General features: G+C 44.8%; 16 protein-coding genes. 8 read left to right on the top strand and 8 right to left on the bottom strand.

Features of this window, described 5'->3' with window-relative positions; translation table 11 throughout:
• Positions 1 to 35: 35 nt before the first annotated feature.
• From BLU03_RS01320 to BLU03_RS01335, 4 genes are all read right to left on the bottom strand, one after another.
• Positions 36 to 1,049 (bottom strand): cytochrome d ubiquinol oxidase subunit II, encoded by a 1,014-nt coding sequence (locus BLU03_RS01320; protein ID WP_176765375.1) that lies wholly within the window; start codon positions 1,047 to 1,049, stop codon positions 36 to 38.
• Complete coding sequence (locus BLU03_RS01325) at positions 1,049 to 2,401, bottom strand: cytochrome ubiquinol oxidase subunit I (protein ID WP_076569586.1); 1,353 nt, start codon at positions 2,399 to 2,401, stop codon at positions 1,049 to 1,051. The genes BLU03_RS01320 and BLU03_RS01325 overlap by 1 nt, the downstream gene beginning before the upstream one ends.
• A 276-nt stretch (positions 2,402 to 2,677) precedes the next feature.
• Positions 2,678 to 4,489 carry an ABC transporter ATP-binding protein gene (locus tag BLU03_RS01330; protein WP_093105005.1) on the bottom strand — a complete coding sequence of 604 codons (1,812 nt, stop codon included), beginning with the start codon at positions 4,487 to 4,489 and terminating at the stop codon, positions 2,678 to 2,680.
• Between the two features lie 15 nt (positions 4,490 to 4,504).
• Entirely contained in the window at positions 4,505 to 6,256 is a 1,752-nt protein-coding gene (locus BLU03_RS01335; protein WP_093105590.1) for an ABC transporter ATP-binding protein, read from the bottom strand.
• Positions 6,257 to 6,420: 164 nt separating this feature from the next.
• On the opposite strand from BLU03_RS01335, the gene BLU03_RS01340 reads away from it, so the two are divergent.
• Positions 6,421 to 7,287: a mechanosensitive ion channel family protein gene (locus BLU03_RS01340; RefSeq protein WP_093105007.1), complete on the top strand. Its 867-nt coding sequence runs from the start codon at positions 6,421 to 6,423 to the stop codon at positions 7,285 to 7,287.
• Positions 7,288 to 7,496: 209 nt separating this feature from the next.
• Here BLU03_RS01340 and BLU03_RS01345 read toward each other — a convergent pair whose 3' ends face one another.
• The 3 genes from BLU03_RS01345 to cbpB all read right to left on the bottom strand — a co-directional run bounded on the left by BLU03_RS01345 (position 7,497) and on the right by cbpB (position 9,908).
• Positions 7,497 to 8,603, bottom strand: coding sequence for an N-acetyldiaminopimelate deacetylase (locus BLU03_RS01345; RefSeq protein WP_093105010.1), 1,107 nt, complete (start codon positions 8,601 to 8,603; stop codon positions 7,497 to 7,499).
• Between the two features lie 59 nt (positions 8,604 to 8,662).
• Positions 8,663 to 9,379: a 2,3,4,5-tetrahydropyridine-2,6-dicarboxylate N-acetyltransferase gene (dapD, locus tag BLU03_RS01350; protein ID WP_008589630.1), complete on the bottom strand. Its 717-nt coding sequence runs from the start codon at positions 9,377 to 9,379 to the stop codon at positions 8,663 to 8,665.
• 82 nt (positions 9,380 to 9,461) lie between these two features.
• On the bottom strand, positions 9,462 to 9,908 hold the full coding sequence (gene cbpB / locus BLU03_RS01355) for a cyclic-di-AMP-binding protein CbpB (protein WP_008589628.1): 447 nt from the start codon (positions 9,906 to 9,908) through the stop codon (positions 9,462 to 9,464).
• Positions 9,909 to 10,097: 189 nt separating this feature from the next.
• Between cbpB and trhA the strand changes: the two genes are divergently transcribed.
• On the top strand, positions 10,098 to 10,733 hold the full coding sequence (gene trhA, locus BLU03_RS01360; protein WP_093105013.1) for a PAQR family membrane homeostasis protein TrhA: 636 nt from the start codon (positions 10,098 to 10,100) through the stop codon (positions 10,731 to 10,733).
• Positions 10,734 to 10,833: 100 nt separating this feature from the next.
• On the opposite strand, the gene fadH is transcribed toward trhA, so the two are convergent.
• The gene (gene fadH / locus BLU03_RS01365) at positions 10,834 to 11,595 is read right to left on the bottom strand and encodes a 2,4-dienoyl-CoA reductase (protein ID WP_093105015.1); all 762 of its coding nucleotides are present in this window, start codon (positions 11,593 to 11,595) and stop codon (positions 10,834 to 10,836) included.
• A gap of 140 nt (positions 11,596 to 11,735) precedes the next feature.
• Between fadH and BLU03_RS01370 the strand changes: the two genes are divergently transcribed.
• From BLU03_RS01370 to BLU03_RS01395, 6 genes are all read left to right on the top strand, one after another.
• Positions 11,736 to 12,314: an SCO family protein gene (locus tag BLU03_RS01370; RefSeq protein ID WP_093105018.1), complete on the top strand. Its 579-nt coding sequence runs from the start codon at positions 11,736 to 11,738 to the stop codon at positions 12,312 to 12,314.
• 64 nt (positions 12,315 to 12,378) lie between these two features.
• Positions 12,379 to 12,831 (top strand): YkyB family protein, encoded by a 453-nt coding sequence (locus BLU03_RS01375; protein WP_093105020.1) that lies wholly within the window; start codon positions 12,379 to 12,381, stop codon positions 12,829 to 12,831.
• 234 nt (positions 12,832 to 13,065) lie between these two features.
• Positions 13,066 to 14,217, top strand: a complete 1,152-nt coding sequence (locus tag BLU03_RS01380; RefSeq protein ID WP_093105023.1) for an aminotransferase class I/II-fold pyridoxal phosphate-dependent enzyme — start codon at positions 13,066 to 13,068, stop codon at positions 14,215 to 14,217.
• Positions 14,218 to 14,282: 65 nt separating this feature from the next.
• A complete protein-coding gene (gene lepB / locus BLU03_RS01385) occupies positions 14,283 to 14,804 on the top strand; it encodes a signal peptidase I (protein ID WP_008589616.1) in 522 nt (173 codons plus the stop codon).
• A gap of 243 nt (positions 14,805 to 15,047) precedes the next feature.
• Positions 15,048 to 15,794: a carotenoid biosynthesis protein gene (locus BLU03_RS01390; RefSeq protein ID WP_076569569.1), complete on the top strand. Its 747-nt coding sequence runs from the start codon at positions 15,048 to 15,050 to the stop codon at positions 15,792 to 15,794.
• Complete coding sequence (locus BLU03_RS01395; RefSeq protein ID WP_076569567.1) at positions 15,778 to 16,416, top strand: lysophospholipid acyltransferase family protein; 639 nt, start codon at positions 15,778 to 15,780, stop codon at positions 16,414 to 16,416. The genes BLU03_RS01390 and BLU03_RS01395 overlap by 17 nt, the downstream gene beginning before the upstream one ends.
• Positions 16,417 to 16,478 lie beyond the last annotated feature (62 nt).

Raw genomic sequence — 16,478 nt, forward strand, 5'->3', positions numbered from 1 at the left:
ATCTCAAAAATAGCCGGAGAGGAAGACCTCTCCAGCTATTTATTTCCTTTAATATAATCTGCATCAAACAGGAACATTCTCATCAGCATCACCAGAGAAGGGATGAGCAACAGGAGCCCGCCTATAAATGCGACTACCAGGGCCAATCCCATAGCATCGGGTGTTACACTTTCGGAAATCGTTACGTGCGGGTAAAGCAGATACGGCAGTTTTGAAACGCCATATCCGAAGAAAGCGAAGAGAAACTGGAGCATTACGGCGATAAAAGCAAAGCCGTACAGTTTTTCACTGTATACGAGAAATACAGCTACCAGATAGAACAACACACTGAGCCCAAACACCCACCAGTAATCGAACAGCCTGTCAAAGTGCTCGGGATTGTGCTGACTCATAGCTATAAACACCGTCATACTGGCGATAATCGTAGGAATGCTCCAAAACAGAGCGTATCTTCTTAACAACGATAAAGCGTCTTTGTCTCCCGCCCTATGTGCATAATAGGACAGAAACATCGAACTGATGTAAAGCACGGAGACGATTGCAAGTAAGACTACACTCCAGGAGTATGGACTGAGCAACAGCTCGGTAATCTGCAGTCTCACCCCGTCTTCCGTTACGTTAAGGAAGCCTCCTTCCGAAATAGTAAGAGCCGTAGAAAGTGAAGCAGGAATCAATAACCCCGTAGCTCCGTAGAGAAACATGAAAACAGAGTTATTTTTTGAGCCGTAACTTTCAAACGCATAGAAGGAACCCCGGATAGCCAACAGTACAATCGCAATGCTTCCGGGTATTAACAGCGCCTGTCCGAAATAGTAAGCCATATCCGGAAAGAAGCCGACGAGCCCTACGAAGAAAAAGACGAAGAAAACGTTCGTCACTTCCCAGACAGGTGATAGATACCTGGAAATCAGTTTATTCATAATATGATCTTTGTTCGTTCTTCTTGCGTAATAAGCAAAAAAGCCTGCTCCAAAATCAACGGAAGCTACAATCAGATATCCGTACAGAAACACCCATAAAACTGTGATACCTATATATTCGTATCCCATTATCGCTCCCCTCCTTTGCCGACTTCCGTGTAAAGATGTTCAAGTTCCACTTCCGCAGGGTGATCTTTGAACATTTTACGCAGAACTACAAGAGTACCGATGCCAAGAACAAAATAAAGAAGGAAAAACAGCAGGAACATAGCTCCCACGTTCGGAGATGTAGTAGCCCCTTCGGCCACTTTCATAAACCCTCTCATAATCCAGGGCTGCCGTCCGATTTCGGCGTACACCCACCCAAATTCAATAGCAAGCATGGATAAAGGACCGATCGTAGTCAGCGCCCAGAGCATCAGCTTATTGTGCGGGTTCCATTTCTTGACGTAGGTCATCAGTACATACAACCCGGATATCAGAAGCACAAACATTCCTATCGATACCATCAGGTCGAAGAAATAGTGAATAAACAACGGCGGTTCTTCGTCGTCAGGAATTTTATCAAGTCCTGTCACTTCCGCATCGAAATTTCCGTAAGCCAAAAAGCTCAAGGCTTTCGGTAATCGTATCTCTCCGGTGATCTCATTATCGTCATTCAGGGTACCGAAAAGCACGAGGTCCGCACCTTCTTCAGTTTCGAAATGCCATTCCCCTGCTGCGAGTTTCTCCGGCTGATGTTCTGCCAGAAATTTTGCAGATAAATCTCCGGCCACAGCCGTGGAGATCGAGAAAACAAGTGTGGCTGTAACTGTCAGTTTCAGCGCGCGTTTCGCATATTCCTGATCTCGTTTCACGAGATACGTTACAGCAGCTATCGTCGCAAGAATCGCTGCTGAAGTCATATAGGCTGATGACACTACGTGAAAGACCTTCGTTGGAGTCGCAGGGTTGAACATTGCTGCTAGCGGGTTTATCGCGTTGATTACTCCATCCTCCACATCGAACCCTGCAGGTGTATTCATAAAGGCGTTCACTGTCGTAATGAAGAATGCGGACAGCGTTCCGCCAATTATAATGGGGATGGAGAGCCACCAGTGAGTCATAGGATTCTTAAAGCGGTCCCACGTATAGAGATATGCCCCGAGGAAAATAGCTTCAAAGAAGAAAGCAAAAGTTTCCATAAACAGAGGCAGGGCAATCACTTTACCGGCCAGCTGCATAAAACTCGGCCACAGCAGAGAGAGCTGCAGACCTATAGCCGTACCGGTAACCACGCCTACTGCCACGATTATCGTGAAGCCTCTCGCCCATCTTTTCGCCATTAACGAATAATATTTATCTTTTTTCCTTATTCCGATGAGTTCGGCTATGGAGATCATGACCGGAACTCCTACGCCGACTGTAGCGAAAATAATGTGAAAAATCAGCGTCATTGCCGTAAGCATCCGGCTCAGCATGACAGAATCCAATTCAATCATTTTATTTCCCCCTCTTAGATAACTGATTACAGTTTGATCCGTATCAGGTTTTGACAAATTTGTGACTTATTTCACAATATCCTGTTACCAACTATAATACCTTACCCTGAGGAAACGTGTCTACTCATAAACCTGTGTCATTTAAGTGAAAAAGAACTTTGTTAACATTCAGTGTCCGAAGCCGCCCGGTAGAGTAAAAGCAGTAGTGGGAGCAGAGGGCATGCCCGCATTTTTTAAGCTTTGCTTAGTCAAAAGACCTGCCGCAATAACGGCAGGTCAGGTAGCATCAAGCATTTGAAACTGGGATTTTACCAACTCATAATATTCCCCTTCTTTTTCCATCAGTTCCTCATGAGATCCGTGCTCCAGAACCTTCCCATTCTCCAGTACAAAGATTTTATCGGCTTCTCTGATAGTGGACAGGCGGTGAGCTATCATAATAGCTGTACGGTTCTTTAAAAGTCTGTTCAGTGCTTCCTGGATTTTCATTTCTGTTTCCGTATCGATACTTGACGTAGCTTCGTCAAGAATGAGAATACTCGGATCAGCAAGGAGAGCTCTGGCGAAAGAAAGCAGCTGTCTCTCCCCTGCCGATAAAATATTGCCCCGCTCTTCTACTTCCGTCCTGTATCCGTGAGGGAGCCGATCAATGAACTCATCCGCTCCCACCACCCGGGCAGCCTCTTTCACTTCTTCATCACTTGCCTCCGGCCTTCCGAACCGGATATTTTCCATAATATCCCCCGAGAAAATGAAGGTATCCTGAAGTACAACACTGATCCGGGAGCGGATGCTGTCGATTTTCGCATCGCGCAGATCGATTCCGTCTATTCTCACTTCTCCTTCAGTAGGATCATAAAATCTGCTGATCAGATTTGCGATTGTAGACTTACCGGAACCGGTGTGTCCCACGAGAGCAACCGTCTCACCCTGTTTTATCTCAAGAGATAAGTCAGGAATGGCTATCCTCTCAGCATCATAGGCGAATTTTACGCGGTCAAACTCTATATGGCCATTCATGCTCTTCAATTCGACCGCATCTTCCTTTTCTTTTACGTTCGGCTGTTCATCCAGGAACTCGAATATCCTCTCTGACGCTGCCATTGCCATCAGCAACTGATTGTACATCTGACCGAGTCTTGATATAGGTTCCCAGAACATACCGAGATAGATAGAGAAGGTTACGAACGTTCCTACAGTGACATCTCCTTCGAGAATTAAGTAAGCACCGTATGCGAGCAGTATAACCGTTCCTATGGCATTACTCATTTCAACGAATGGACGGAACATGGCGCTCTTCCTCGAAGCTTCTTTCCAGGCATTGAAATTACTTGTATTTATTCCTTCAAAATATTCGGCATTTTCATTTTCCTGAGCAAATGCCTGTGTTATCCTCATTCCCTGCAGACTTTCATTTAAATGCGAGTTCAGCTTGGACTGCTCGATTCTGACTGTCTGCCAGGACCTGCGGATGTTCCTTCTCAGTTTTGTGGAAATATAAAACATTAGCGGAAGCACAATAAGAATTGCAATAGCAAGTTTAGGACTCAACGCGAATAAAAGCACCACAATGCCTGTAAGCAGAACGATATCCATCAGTACGTTAATGATTCCGTTCGTAAACAACTCCTGCAGCGAATTAATATCATTCATAATCCTGACAAGAATAGACCCGGCCGATTTTGTGTCGAAGAATCGATGGGAAAGCCGCTGCACGTGAGTAAATAAGTGCCTTCTCAAATCATAGATGACATTTTGTCCCAGTATATTCACGTATTTTATACGAAGATTATTCCCGGCATAACTGATTAGATACATAAGAGAAATACCGATAACGAGCCAGGTCAGAAAAGGGACATCCTTATCCGCTATAGCGCTGTCAATGGCTACACTACCGATAAGGACAGGTACGAACATACGGACTAACGTGGAGACGAGCATAGCCGTAATTGCTATAGGCAGCAGTTTTTTCGTATAAGGACGCAAGTACTTCAGAAGACGCAGCAGTTGTTTCCAATTAAACGGTTTCTCTATAGCCTGGTCCTGGGTGTACTGAAATCTTTCCAGATGCTTTTTATTACGTGCCATTTGACCCCTCCTTTCTTACTGCCGATAAGCTTTAAATATTTTATCCCTGTCTTTATACTGGATATCATAGATTCTCCGGTATGTTCCGTTGTTTACAAGAAGGTCTTCATGTCCTCCTCTTTCCGTCACTCTCCCCCTGTCGAGCACCAGGATTTCATCAGCATGTTTAATAGAGGAAATCCGATGAGCAATAATAAATGTTGTCCTCCCTTTCATTACTTCCCTCAAAGCCTTCTGGATTTTGAATTCCGTTTCCATATCGACAGCGGAAGTGGCGTCATCCAGAATCAATACGGCAGGATCGATAAGTATGGCTCGGGCTATGGCAATCCGCTGTTTCTGCCCTCCCGAAAGACCCATTCCTCTTTCGCCGAGCAGCGTGTCATACCCTTCCGGAGTTTCCATAATAAAATCGTGGGCCTGCGCCCTTTTGGCAGCATTGATAATGTCTTCTTCAGAAGCCAGCGGGTTTCCATAGGCGATATTTTCTTTAATCGTTGTGGAGAACAGAAAGGATTCCTGCAGAACGACCCCTACGTTCCTTCTTAAATGCTGCAAATCGTAATCTTTCACAGGTTTTCCATCCACATAAACACTTCCCGACTCCGGCTCATAGAATCTTGTTAAGACCTGAGTAACACTCGTTTTACCTGAACCCGTAGCTCCGATGAGCCCGATCGTTGTACCGGCCGGAGCGTGGAGCGTCACGTTACGCAAAGCCTTATCCTCTTCCCCCGGGTAAGTCAGAGTTACGTCTTCAAATACTACAGAGCCCCGGATTGGTGCATGTTCCACAGCAGGGTCGTTTATAATATCTTCATCCTCCTCAAGTATACTCAGCAGTCTCTCTCCGGAGGCTTTGGACTGTGAAAACAGGTTGATTACGAACCCGAAATTCATAAGCGGACCGAGCACGAGCCACACGAGGTTAAAGAATGCGACGAGTTCTCCAAGCTGAAGTTCCCCGTTCATTACGAGATACCCCCCATAAGCGAGAAGCACTACGACGCTTACGTTTCCGATGAATTCCATAAGAGGAAAATATCTGGCCCATATGTTTGAAGTATTAATGTATGTCTGGCGATAATCTCCGCTTCTGTCTAAAAATCTGTTAACTTCGAAATCCTCGCGGGACAGTGATTTTACTGTATTCATGCCGCTTATATTTTCCTGTACCCGCGTATTGAGATTACCGTAGGACTTCCTTATTCTTCTGAAAGCCGGGTGTACAATCCGGTCGAAGCGGAAGACTACCACCGCCAAAAAAGGCATAACGGCCATAGTTATAAGTGCCAGAGGAATAGAGTAGTGAAACATAACTCCGAGACTTGCCGTCATCAATAGTATAATGCGTACAAACTCCGAAAACCCGAAGGACAAGAAAAACCGGAATCCGTCCACATCAGCGGTAAGCTTCGACATAATGTCCCCCGTTTTCGCATTATCGTAATAACGGAAGGAAAGACGCTGCAGCTTTTCGTAGAGTGCTTCCCGCAAAGAGAAAACAGAGCGGATGCCAAAATAATCACCGAAATACTGATCGATATAAGTAGCTATCGCCTTTATTCCCATGAGGGCAATAAAAATCAGGCTGATATAAGGTATCCAGGAGTATTTTTCTCCCCGGATCACTTCATCTATAGTAATCTGTAATACAATCGGATATACGACAGTAATAGCAGTTACGAATATTAGCGCGATGATCGACCCTAAAAGCCACATTTTATAAGGCCAGTAATACTGTTTCAGTTTTTTGAATATGTCCATCATTTCACCCCGTTTCCAGTAATCTTAATATATCGGTTTTCGAAATAATTTGCCAGCGTTTTGACAGATTTTTTTAAATTTATTGAAAAATATACGGATAATAAGTTCAGGTTGATTTCTTGATTTATTTTTCTTATTATTTTTTATAAAGAGGAGGGAACAGTATGGAAATATTCGGAATTGAATTTGATCTTGCCGGTATAATAAGTACGGTCTTACCGGTTTTAATTGAAATTGTATTGTTGCTGGTCGCTTTCTCCATTATTAATCCATTGGGATCAAAAGCCATTGCCAAAACGATGGAAACGATGGGAAAGAAAAGAAAACTGGCCCCGGGGCGTATGAAGACCCTGGAAAAACTCAGTGTTAACATATTTTCCTACACTCTTCTTTTCATATTGGTCGTCATGTTACTCGGTGCAGTAAATATAAATATCGGGCCGCTCCTGGCAGGTGCGGGAATTATCGGTCTCGCCGTGGCGTTCGGAGCGCAGAACCTTGTAGCTGACGTAATGACAGGCTTCTTCCTTCTGCTGGAGCGGCAGGCTGAAGTGGATGATTACGTTACAGTAGGCGGTTATGACGGAATCGTGGAAGAAATTGGGATACGCACAACCAAAGTACGCGGTTTTGATGGTACACTTCATTTCATTCCGAACCGGCTGATCGAGGGTGTAAGCAATCATTCGAGGGGCAATATGCGTGCTCTCGTGGACATTCAGATTTCCTATTACGACAATATTGATGAAGCTTTGCACATTTTGCAGGGAGTAGCTGACCGGTTCAGGGATGATGCTCGTTTTAAAGAAGGCCCTGACGTATTAGGGGTCCAGAGCATCGGCAATTCAGAAGTAGTTCTCCGCCTGTTAGGCCATACTGAAAATATGGAGCAGTGGGGAGCAGAACGTGATTTGCTTAAAGCTATAAAAGAATCATTCGATGCAGCAGGCATTGAAATTCCGTTCCCTCATCAGGTCAATATTTTCAAAGACAGGTCAGAAGCCAAAAAGGAAGAGTACAGCTACAATTAATTAGTCAAGAAGCTGAACAGTTTGTTAAGATTTTCCGGAGAGTATCTCGGGGGATTCTGCTTTATCATATAATTGGAAAGTTATGCAGGGGAAGAGTAAATCGCTTATCTTATCATATAAATAACAGAGAGAACGGGAACCGGAGGCTGTCGACCGGTCCCCGTTCTCTCTGTTTAACTTTGTACGGATGCTTCTGAATAAATGAACTTCTAAAGATGATATAAAGTATCTTTGACTATGGATACTCCATACTCCAATGCTTCTTCTTTGGGTTTTAGAGAGGACTGGTGCAGACCTGCTTGTGAATCCACCCCGAGCCAGAACATGAACCCCGGTATTTCCTTCAGCATGTAACCGAAATCTTCCCCGGTCATAGCTCTGTCGGCTTCCCTGCAATCATATCCCATCTCTTTCATAAGAGCAGTGAATTTTTCGGTCACTTCCTCTTCATTATATACCTGATAGTAATTAGCACCGTAATCGATGGTTATATTGCAGTCATTGGAGATTTCCATACCACGGGCTAACTTCTCTATTTCCCCTTTCACATCTTTCATAACAATGCCGGACGTTGTACGGATCGTCCCTTCCAGCCTTGATGTTTCAGCAATAATATTCTGCACCGTTCCCGCCTGTATCTTACCGATGGTAACTACTGCACTGTCCAGAGGGTCTACCCTCCTTGCGACTATTTGCTGAAGCTGGGTCACAAAATAACTCGCTGCTACTGTCATATCGAAAGCTTTATGCGGATAAGCCGCGTGCCCCCCCACACCTTTGAAATCGATGTAAAGCTCACTCGTGTTCGCAAACAGGAGGCCCGGTCTGGTTGAAATAGTGCGCACAGGAAGTTCGGGCGCAACATGAAGGGCAAAAATGGTGTCCGGTTTCCACTTCTTCATCGGCTCGGATCTTAACATGGGTTCTGCTCCCCCGGGCCCTTCCTCCGCAGGCTGGAATATAAACAGAACGTTATTCCGCGGGGGTTCAGCAGCCATGTATTCAAGAGCCCCAAGTGCGATTGTCATGTGGAAGTCGTGACCGCACGCGTGCATTCTTCCGGGGTGTTCGGAAGAAAAAGAATATCCCGTGTTTTCTTCCAGAGGAAGACCGTCGATATCTGTCCGGTACCCGATCGTTTTTGTCGGGGATGTCCCCCGTACGAACACGAATATCCCTGTCCTCCACGTCTCTACTGTGAGATTGTCTCCGGGCATCGTATCGATCATATACAGAAGCAACTGCTGTGTCTTCACTTCTTCGAATCCGAGTTCCGGTATTTTATGAAGAGCTCTTCTCGTTTTAACGTAATCCATTTTTTCGCCTCCTTACCAGAAAAGCTGCCCTTCAGAAAGGACAGCTTCATGATTTAAGATTACTTCAGTTTACGAAGTTCCTGTTTGATTTCAGTCTTCGCTTTCGTCTGGTCATCAATGTCTTTCAGTTTGCGTGCCGGAGACCCTGCCACGAGGGTATTCGGTTCTACATCTTCCGTTACTATAGCGCCTGCAGCAACCACAGCACCTTCTCCTACGGTCACGCCTTCAAGGATAACAGCGTTCGCACCGACTACTACACCATCTTCCACGACTACAGGTTTAGCAGATGGCGGTTCGATGACGCCTGCGAGTACTGCCCCGGCACCAATATGACAATTCTTTCCTACAGTGGCGCGACCACCCAGTACTACGTTCATATCGATCATTGTACCTTCACCGATCACCGATCCGATATTGATGGAAGATCCATACATAATAACGGCTCCGTCTCCGATTTCCACCTGGTCACGGATAATGGCGCCCGGTTCAATTCGTGCGTTGACGTCTTTCAGGTCCATGAGAGGGATAGCAGAATGACGACGGTCATTTTCCACTTCGTAGTCTTCGATGTCTTTTTCATTAGCATCGAGAACGGCTTTAACCGCGTCCCATTCACCGAAAAGGACTCCGGAAGTACCGGAAACAAAGTCCCGCACTTCTTTACCGAAATCAATGTTCGAGAGATTTTCACCTTTTACGTATACTTTCACCGGCGTGGATTTCTCACTGTTAGATATGAAACTGATAATTTCATTTGCATCCATTTGATTCATGTCGTTACCTCCTTATGTATCTCTTTTCTCATCTACTTTACCAAAGCACTTGTGCCGTGACAAGAATAAGCGAGGGGGTTCCTCACTTATTCTTGGATTCGTGATAACTTTTACTGACGTTCTTCAGTATTTCTCTTCTGGTTACAATTCCGTCAAACTCATCATTATCCCCGATAACACATATAAACGGATGGTCGATCAATTTATGAAGTGCGTCGATAAACGTATGGTTTTTCTTCAGGCATGGGACGTCCGGATCCATGACCTCCCGTACGCTTATATCCCCCAGCCTGTTCATTTCAAACTGTTCAAGTCCGAGCGATTCTTCCAGTATTTTCGTTTTACTGATAATTCCTTCGAACTGAAACCGGGAATTCAGAACCGGCACCGATGAATAGCCTGTTTTAATAAGAACAAGCAAGGCGTGTTCAAGCGGGTTGCCGGACTGGACGTGTGCTACTTTTTCGGAAGAAATCATAAGATCTTTCACCAGTAACGTTTCGTTCTTTTCACTTTCCAATTGCAACATTTTCTTCACTCCTCATTCTTTTCACATTACAGGAGCACCTCTTCTATGATACCATATTCCCGCTTCAAAAACGACCGGCTGCAATATCCTGTGATATTTACCTTTATATACCGGATAGTAAACCTTATTTTCTTTTCTTTGCCCGTTAGCTTATAATGAACTTAATAGATTCTGCCTGGAGATGATTAATTGGAAACACATATTTTTTCAAAAAAAGAAGAATTGGCTAATGCCATTACGCACGGCATAGGAGCTGTTTTAAGTATAGCCATGCTCGTCCTTCTCGTAACTTTCTCAAGTTTCGACGGTAACGTATGGACGATTACGGCCTCTGCTGTTTATGGAGCTACGATGCTTCTCCTGTTCCTGTCTTCCACTCTCGTACACAGCTTCCCCCAGGGAAAAATCAAAGATCTGTTCGAAATTTTCGACCATGCTTCCATTTACCTATTCATAGCAGGAACGTACACCCCCATCCTTCTTATAGCACTTGGCGGTAAGCTCGGTTGGACCCTTTTCGGCATCGTCTGGGGAGCTGCTTTAGTGGGTGTCGTATTCAAAATATTTTTCGTTAAGAAATTCGTAGTGCTCTCCACACTGATTTATGTACTTATGGGGTGGATGATTGTTATCGCGTGGGACGCCCTGACAGCTTCCCTGGCCCCGGGCGGCGTCATCTTTCTCGTCGCGGGCGGACTCGCATATACGGTGGGGGCTCTGTTCTACGTATGGAGAGGTTTCACTCATCACCATATGATATGGCATCTTTTCGTACTTGCAGGGGCTATCCTTCATTTTGTCACTGTATTCTTTTATATAATTTAAACGATTTTCGAAATCGGACATTTCTTTACGTCGATACGAAAAAAAATCTTCACAAAAGAAGAAGGCTTGAGAGGCTTTTCCTCCCGAGCCTTCTTCTTTTTTAAAAAGGAAACTGGTTCAACCATTGTCCGCCATCAAGAGTTACCACCTCTCCGTTCATATAGGAAGCATCCTCCGATAAGATGAACCCTGCCAATTTCGCAATTTCCTCAGGAGTTCCGACCCGTCCAAGAGGTACAGAACTAAGCGTACGCTTATAAGCATCTTCCGACTGGAATAACTTCTCCGCTCCCCCGGTTCGTTCAATCGGGCCCGGAGCAATAGCGTTGACTCTCACCCCATACCTGCGTCCCCATTCAACGGCCAGTGTTCTTGTCATAGTCAGGACCCCTGCTTTTGCAGATGCCGAATGCACTACTCCCGCTCCCGCGTTCCAGGCATACGTGGCCACCATATTAAGTATGCTCCCTTTGGTTTTGTTCGCGATCCAGTAGTTCATAACCTCCCGGCTGCAGTAAAACGTCCCGTTCAGAACTATATCGATGACTGATTTCCATCCATTCGGAGACATTTCTTCCGCTTTTTGGATGAAATTTCCTGCTGCATTATTTACTAAATGGTCAATCCTGCCAAATGTATCGTGTGTCTTTTCCACCATCTTTTTCACATCTTCCGGTTCTCTTACATCCATTACTACCCTTAGAATTCTTTCCTGTCCCTCTGCATTGCTCAGGGCTTCATTCAGTTTATCTTCGTTTCTTCCCGTGATGACAACATTTGCACCGTTTTCAAGAAAATGAGTGGCCATTGCCAGACCCATTCCGCTTGATCCACCTGTAATTATGACTGTCTCTTTCTTCATTTTATCAGCTCCTTATATTAAAAACAGTTCGCCAAAAAAAAATGAATACCTGCTCATTTTTCGTTTTTCGACATTTTTGTGAAAAGAATGGGACGTATAATCTTTCATGATACAATGTATACGTCAGAAAGGAGTAAACAATGAAAAAACTTTTTATATTGCTCTCATTATTATTCATCAGTGCCTGTGGCAGTACTGCGGAAATAGATTCAAACATGTCCCGTGACATAGTCGATCTTTCGGCTAAAAACCAGCACGGAGAACAAGTGGATGTTAAAGAAGAAATGAAAGGCGACTACTGGGTAGCCAATATGATTTTCACAAGCTGCACCACCGTGTGCCCCCCTATGACGAGCAATATGTCGCGACTGCAAGACCAGATTGAACAAGAAGGGCTGGACATCAGACTGGCTTCCTTTTCTATAGACCCGTCTACAGATGACGTAAAGACACTGAAACAGTTCGCGGATAAATACAATCCCGATTACGGGAACTGGAGTTTCTACACCGGTTATCCTTTCGAAGAAATCAAGGAACTTTCTATTAAATCATTCCAGTCTCCGGTGCAAAAACTTGAGAACTCCGATCAGTATGCCCATGCCACCGGATTCTTTCTCGTAACACCCGAAGGTAAAGTCATCAAAAACTATGAAGGAACGAACAGTGAGGCTATGGAGACGATTATGAGTGATCTGAAGAAGATCAAGGGCGCTTCATAATTACTTTGCATTATATGTGCCCCCCCTATACAATAGAAGAAGCACGGGTAGAAAGGAGAAAATTATGAACGAAAAACCGTTTTCCCCGCGGGAAATTGCGGAATCTTTATATGTGGTCAACCGCCATGCCAAGACCGCCCCTGATCCGAGACAGCTGTATGAATTGAAAAAAGAAGTGGTTGCCAAGCTTCTCAAAGAAGGAAAAGCCAAAAAAATCGGACTGCATTATTCCGACCGTCCCAGATTGAGCAAACAGCATTCCACCTTACTGATAGAAGTCTCCGGGTATTATTTTCATATTCCTGCTCAGAAAAAAGACTTTCAGGAATTAAAACATTTAGGGAAAGTCGATACCAGCTTCCGCAACCCCAAAGCAAGAACTTCTCTTTCTAAATCCAGGCGTACTCTTCAGCAATATTTAGGTAAACAACTCAAAAAACCTTCACCTGTATCCTCGTACGGAAGTATGCTCGGCAATCAGAGCGTCGTCCCCTGGAATCAGCGGGTCCGACGTTAATCGACGTAAACCTTTCTTGAATATTTGTTCCGAGGTAAAGACGCTGTAATTTAGCGTCTTTTCTATTTTTATCAAAGCAATGTAACCTTTTCCCTTCTACCCTTCGGCAAGGAAAATGATTTATGGTACTATCAGTGGGTAAGTTTATGTATGAAACAGCGTCTCTATTCTTCATATCGTCGCAGATATCGGACGACTATCGTTTATTAATGTGAAACAAAAGGTGGTTATAAAGTGGAATACTTATTGAATGAACAAGTAAAACAACTTCAAATCTCGGGGATCCGGCAGTTTTTTAACATGGTCAGAGACTATGAGGACGTCGTCTCCCTTACTATTGGCCAGCCTGATTTCCAAACGCCGGAGCGGGTGAAAAGTGCCGCGATCACTTCTATTGAAGAAAACAAAACTGCATATACCATGAACGCCGGAATTCCGGAGTTAAGACAGGCCATAGCGGAGGATGTGGAAAAATACGGCTTGCACTACGATGCGGATTCCGAAATCATCGTTACTGTAGGGGCATCCGAAGCTATAGATATCAGCCTTAGAACTATATTGAGTCCCGGTGATGAAGTGCTTCTTCCATCCCCGGTATATCCCGGATACGAGCCTCTCATAAAAATGGCCGGGGCCAGCCCTGTCCATGTGGATATTGCTCCGTATGATTTTGTATTGACGAAAGATGCAATAGAATCTCACATCACGGACCGAACGAAAGCGGTCATCATGCCTTACCCGTCGAACCCGACCGGGGTCTCCCCTTCTTTCGGACAGCTCGAGGAAATTGCCCGATTTATGCAAAACAAAGAAATGTTTGTCATAGCGGACGAAATCTACAGTGAGCTGGTTTATAAGAATCCTCACACCTCCCTTGCGTCATTCCTGGGTTTGAAGGATAAGGTGGTAGTCATAAACGGGGTGAGTAAATCCTTTTCTATGACCGGCTTCAGAATCGGGTATGTTCTTGCACCGGACTGGATGCGGCAGCATATGTTGAAAGTCCATCAGTATAATGTTTCCTGCGCCTCTTCTGTGAGTCAACACGCCGCTCTGGAAGCGCTGAAGAACAATCAGACTGAAATAGAACGGATGAGAGCCACTTACGAAAAACGGAGAGCTTTCGTTCTGGAGAAATTAAAAGACATCGGCCTCTCCTTCGTAGAGCCGGACGGGGCATTTTACGTCTTTATCCAGTTTCCTTCCGCCAAAAGCACTTTCGAGACCGCTGTAGGTTTAGTCGAGAAATCCGGGATAGCTTTAGTGCCAGGCAGCGCCTTTTCCGAGGGGGGCGAAGGTTACATGCGCCTCTCTTACGCTTATGACCTTCCGACTCTCGAAAAAGGGCTTGAAAGACTCCGCCACTATGTAGAGCATCATCTATAGGTTCATGTACTTCTTCTATGCTATAATAGGAGTAGTATTTGTAATTACAGGAAGGAAGATTCCAATTGGCTGCAAAACAAAAAAATGAATGGCTGGAATGGGGTAAAGCGATTCTGGTCGCTGTAGTTTTGGCTTTTATCATTCGTAATTTTCTCTTCGCCACCTCTATTGTCGAAGGAGCCAGCATGGACCCTACTCTTGAGAACGGAGAGCGTGTAGTGTTCAATAAAGTGGTATATCATCTGGATGAACCCGAATTCAACGATATAGTCATCATCGAGCGTCCTGAGAAAAGTTATGTGAAACGCGTCATCGGTGAACCCGGAGACACAGTGGAAGTGAAAAATCATGAATTGTTCGTTAATGGAGAAAAACAGAAGCAGAACTACCTGGACCAAAGCTCTATTCAGGCGACAAGGGATTATGGACCGATAAAGGTGCCGGACGGAAAATACTTCGTCATGGGCGATAATAGAGCTGTCAGTAAGGATAGCCGGAATGGACTGGGTATGATTGAGGAAGAAGAAATTATCGGACGGACCGAACTTGTAATTTTCCCCTTTGGAGAAGCAGAGAGAACGGAATAATCGAGAGAAATGAAAGAGGGAAGCTGCCGGTAATGGCAGCTTCCCTCTTTTGCGTTTTCAGCCGTTATCAAGAACAATAAATCCGATGAGTGCGATAAGGACAAATAAAAGGATCAAAAACATTGTGATTTCCATGGAGACCTTCACCTCCTAGTGTATGTATATTTCATGTTATAGTAGACAGGTAAACCTTAAACTATATCTATTCTAACCGTTTTTGATTTCAAATGAAAGAGGTGGACCATGGGAGACAGGATATTTTACTTTTTCACCGGCTGGTTTATAGTAGGTTTTATTCTGGTGCCGCTAGATCTTGTCCCTCCCTGGCTGGAGTGGGCAAACAGCGTATTTCTGATTGCTGCCGGTATAGTCGCCGTAACCTATTTTATACATACTTATAAGAAAAAAGCAGGTCTGTTTTACAGTACACTGGTTTTCACAGTGAGTATTGCTGTAGAGCAATTCGGTGTACAGAGCGGCTTTCTGTTCGGCAGTTATGAATATACGGCACGTTTCGGTATCAAAATCCTCGATACCCCCATAACTATAGGTTTTGCGTGGTTACTTGTGATGGGGTGCGCCGATGTTATCGCCCGGGGGATAGTCCGCCATTCCCGTTTCCTTCTTGCGATAGTCGGAGCGCTTGTTGCGGTGACAATGGACCTTATTCTTGATCCTGTTGCTTTTCAGGTGAAAGAATACTGGATCTGGGGAGAAGGCGGTTTATATTACGATATACCTTCTCAGAACTTTTTAGGCTGGTTTGTACTCGCTTTTCTTTTCCAGTCGGTCCTCGGTTTCTTTACCCATCATCCTGTTTCTGTCTGGCAGACGCGTATGAGCCTGGTTTTCCTCGGCATGATTGCCATGTTCAGCGTGACTGCCTTCGCGGGAGGTCTTTTGTTAGCTCCGATACTCGTTCTTATTCTGGGGGCTTTCTGGTATACTTTGTTCAAAAGAAAGAAGGCTCGTCATGAAATATCCGAATAAAAGCAGATGGATTGAAAGCGGCTTCCGAAGAGTGAGCCGCACACTCATCCGTCGTCAATTCCATAATGTCTATATTGCCAAAGACTCCGGGACTTCTCCTTCCTATGGGTTGTTTCTGATCAACCACTCCAGCTGGTGGGACGGGCTGCTTCTCCATTTACTCAATGATAAAGTGTTGCAGACAGACAGTCATATTATGATTGATGAGGAGGGAATGGAGCGGTTTCCGGTATTTTCCAGGGTCGGTGGCTTCTCAGTAGATCATAACTCTCTCTCTCATACCAGACAGGCACTTCTTTACACCGAAAAGCTGTTAAAAGAGAAAAAAGGAGTCTTTCTGTTCCCCCAGGGCGGAGAAAAACATCAGGAGGCCCGTCCTCTCCGTTTTCAAAAAGGGGCAGGTTTCATTATTAGGAGATGTCCTTCGGAACCGGTGACCCCGGTTGTCATTTACTATTCATTCGGTCATAACAGGAAACCGGAAGCTTACATTCAAATCGGTCCCGCGCAAAAAGGGAACGTTTCTGTCATCGACTGGGAAAAAACTATGGAGCAACAGCTCGATGCACTGAAGCAAAAGGTGATGCAGGAAGATTCCGATTCGTTCAAAGAACTTCTTTGATATTCTTTCTCCTTCATGAGTCCATGCGGAGAAGGGCGCGGTATGGGAAGCAAAACGTGAAT

Source organism: Salimicrobium album, assembly GCF_900107115.1.
In the GTDB taxonomy this organism is placed as follows: domain Bacteria; phylum Bacillota; class Bacilli; order Bacillales; family Halobacillaceae; genus Salimicrobium; species Salimicrobium album.

Excerpts from the sequence above, each read along its gene's own strand:
- BLU03_RS01320 (WP_176765375.1), bottom strand. The coding sequence starts at position 1,049 with ATGGGATACGAATATATAGGTATCACAGTTTTATGGGTGTTTCTGTAC.
- BLU03_RS01325 (WP_076569586.1), bottom strand. The coding sequence starts at position 2,401 with ATGATTGAATTGGATTCTGTCATGCTGAGCCGGATGCTTACGGCAATG.
- BLU03_RS01330 (WP_093105005.1), bottom strand. The coding sequence starts at position 4,489 with ATGGCACGTAATAAAAAGCATCTGGAAAGATTTCAGTACACCCAGGAC.
- BLU03_RS01335 (WP_093105590.1), bottom strand. The coding sequence starts at position 6,256 with ATGGACATATTCAAAAAACTGAAACAGTATTACTGGCCTTATAAAATG.
- BLU03_RS01340 (WP_093105007.1), top strand. The coding sequence starts at position 6,421 with ATGGAAATATTCGGAATTGAATTTGATCTTGCCGGTATAATAAGTACG.
- BLU03_RS01345 (WP_093105010.1), bottom strand. The coding sequence starts at position 8,603 with ATGGATTACGTTAAAACGAGAAGAGCTCTTCATAAAATACCGGAACTC.
- dapD (WP_008589630.1), bottom strand. The coding sequence starts at position 9,379 with ATGAATCAAATGGATGCAAATGAAATTATCAGTTTCATATCTAACAGT.
- cbpB (WP_008589628.1), bottom strand. The coding sequence starts at position 9,908 with ATGTTGCAATTGGAAAGTGAAAAGAACGAAACGTTACTGGTGAAAGAT.
- fadH (WP_093105015.1), bottom strand. The coding sequence starts at position 11,595 with ATGAAGAAAGAGACAGTCATAATTACAGGTGGATCAAGCGGAATGGGT.
- BLU03_RS01370 (WP_093105018.1), top strand. The coding sequence starts at position 11,736 with ATGAAAAAACTTTTTATATTGCTCTCATTATTATTCATCAGTGCCTGT.
- BLU03_RS01375 (WP_093105020.1), top strand. The coding sequence starts at position 12,379 with ATGAACGAAAAACCGTTTTCCCCGCGGGAAATTGCGGAATCTTTATAT.
- BLU03_RS01390 (WP_076569569.1), top strand. The coding sequence starts at position 15,048 with ATGGGAGACAGGATATTTTACTTTTTCACCGGCTGGTTTATAGTAGGT.
- BLU03_RS01395 (WP_076569567.1), top strand. The coding sequence starts at position 15,778 with ATGAAATATCCGAATAAAAGCAGATGGATTGAAAGCGGCTTCCGAAGA.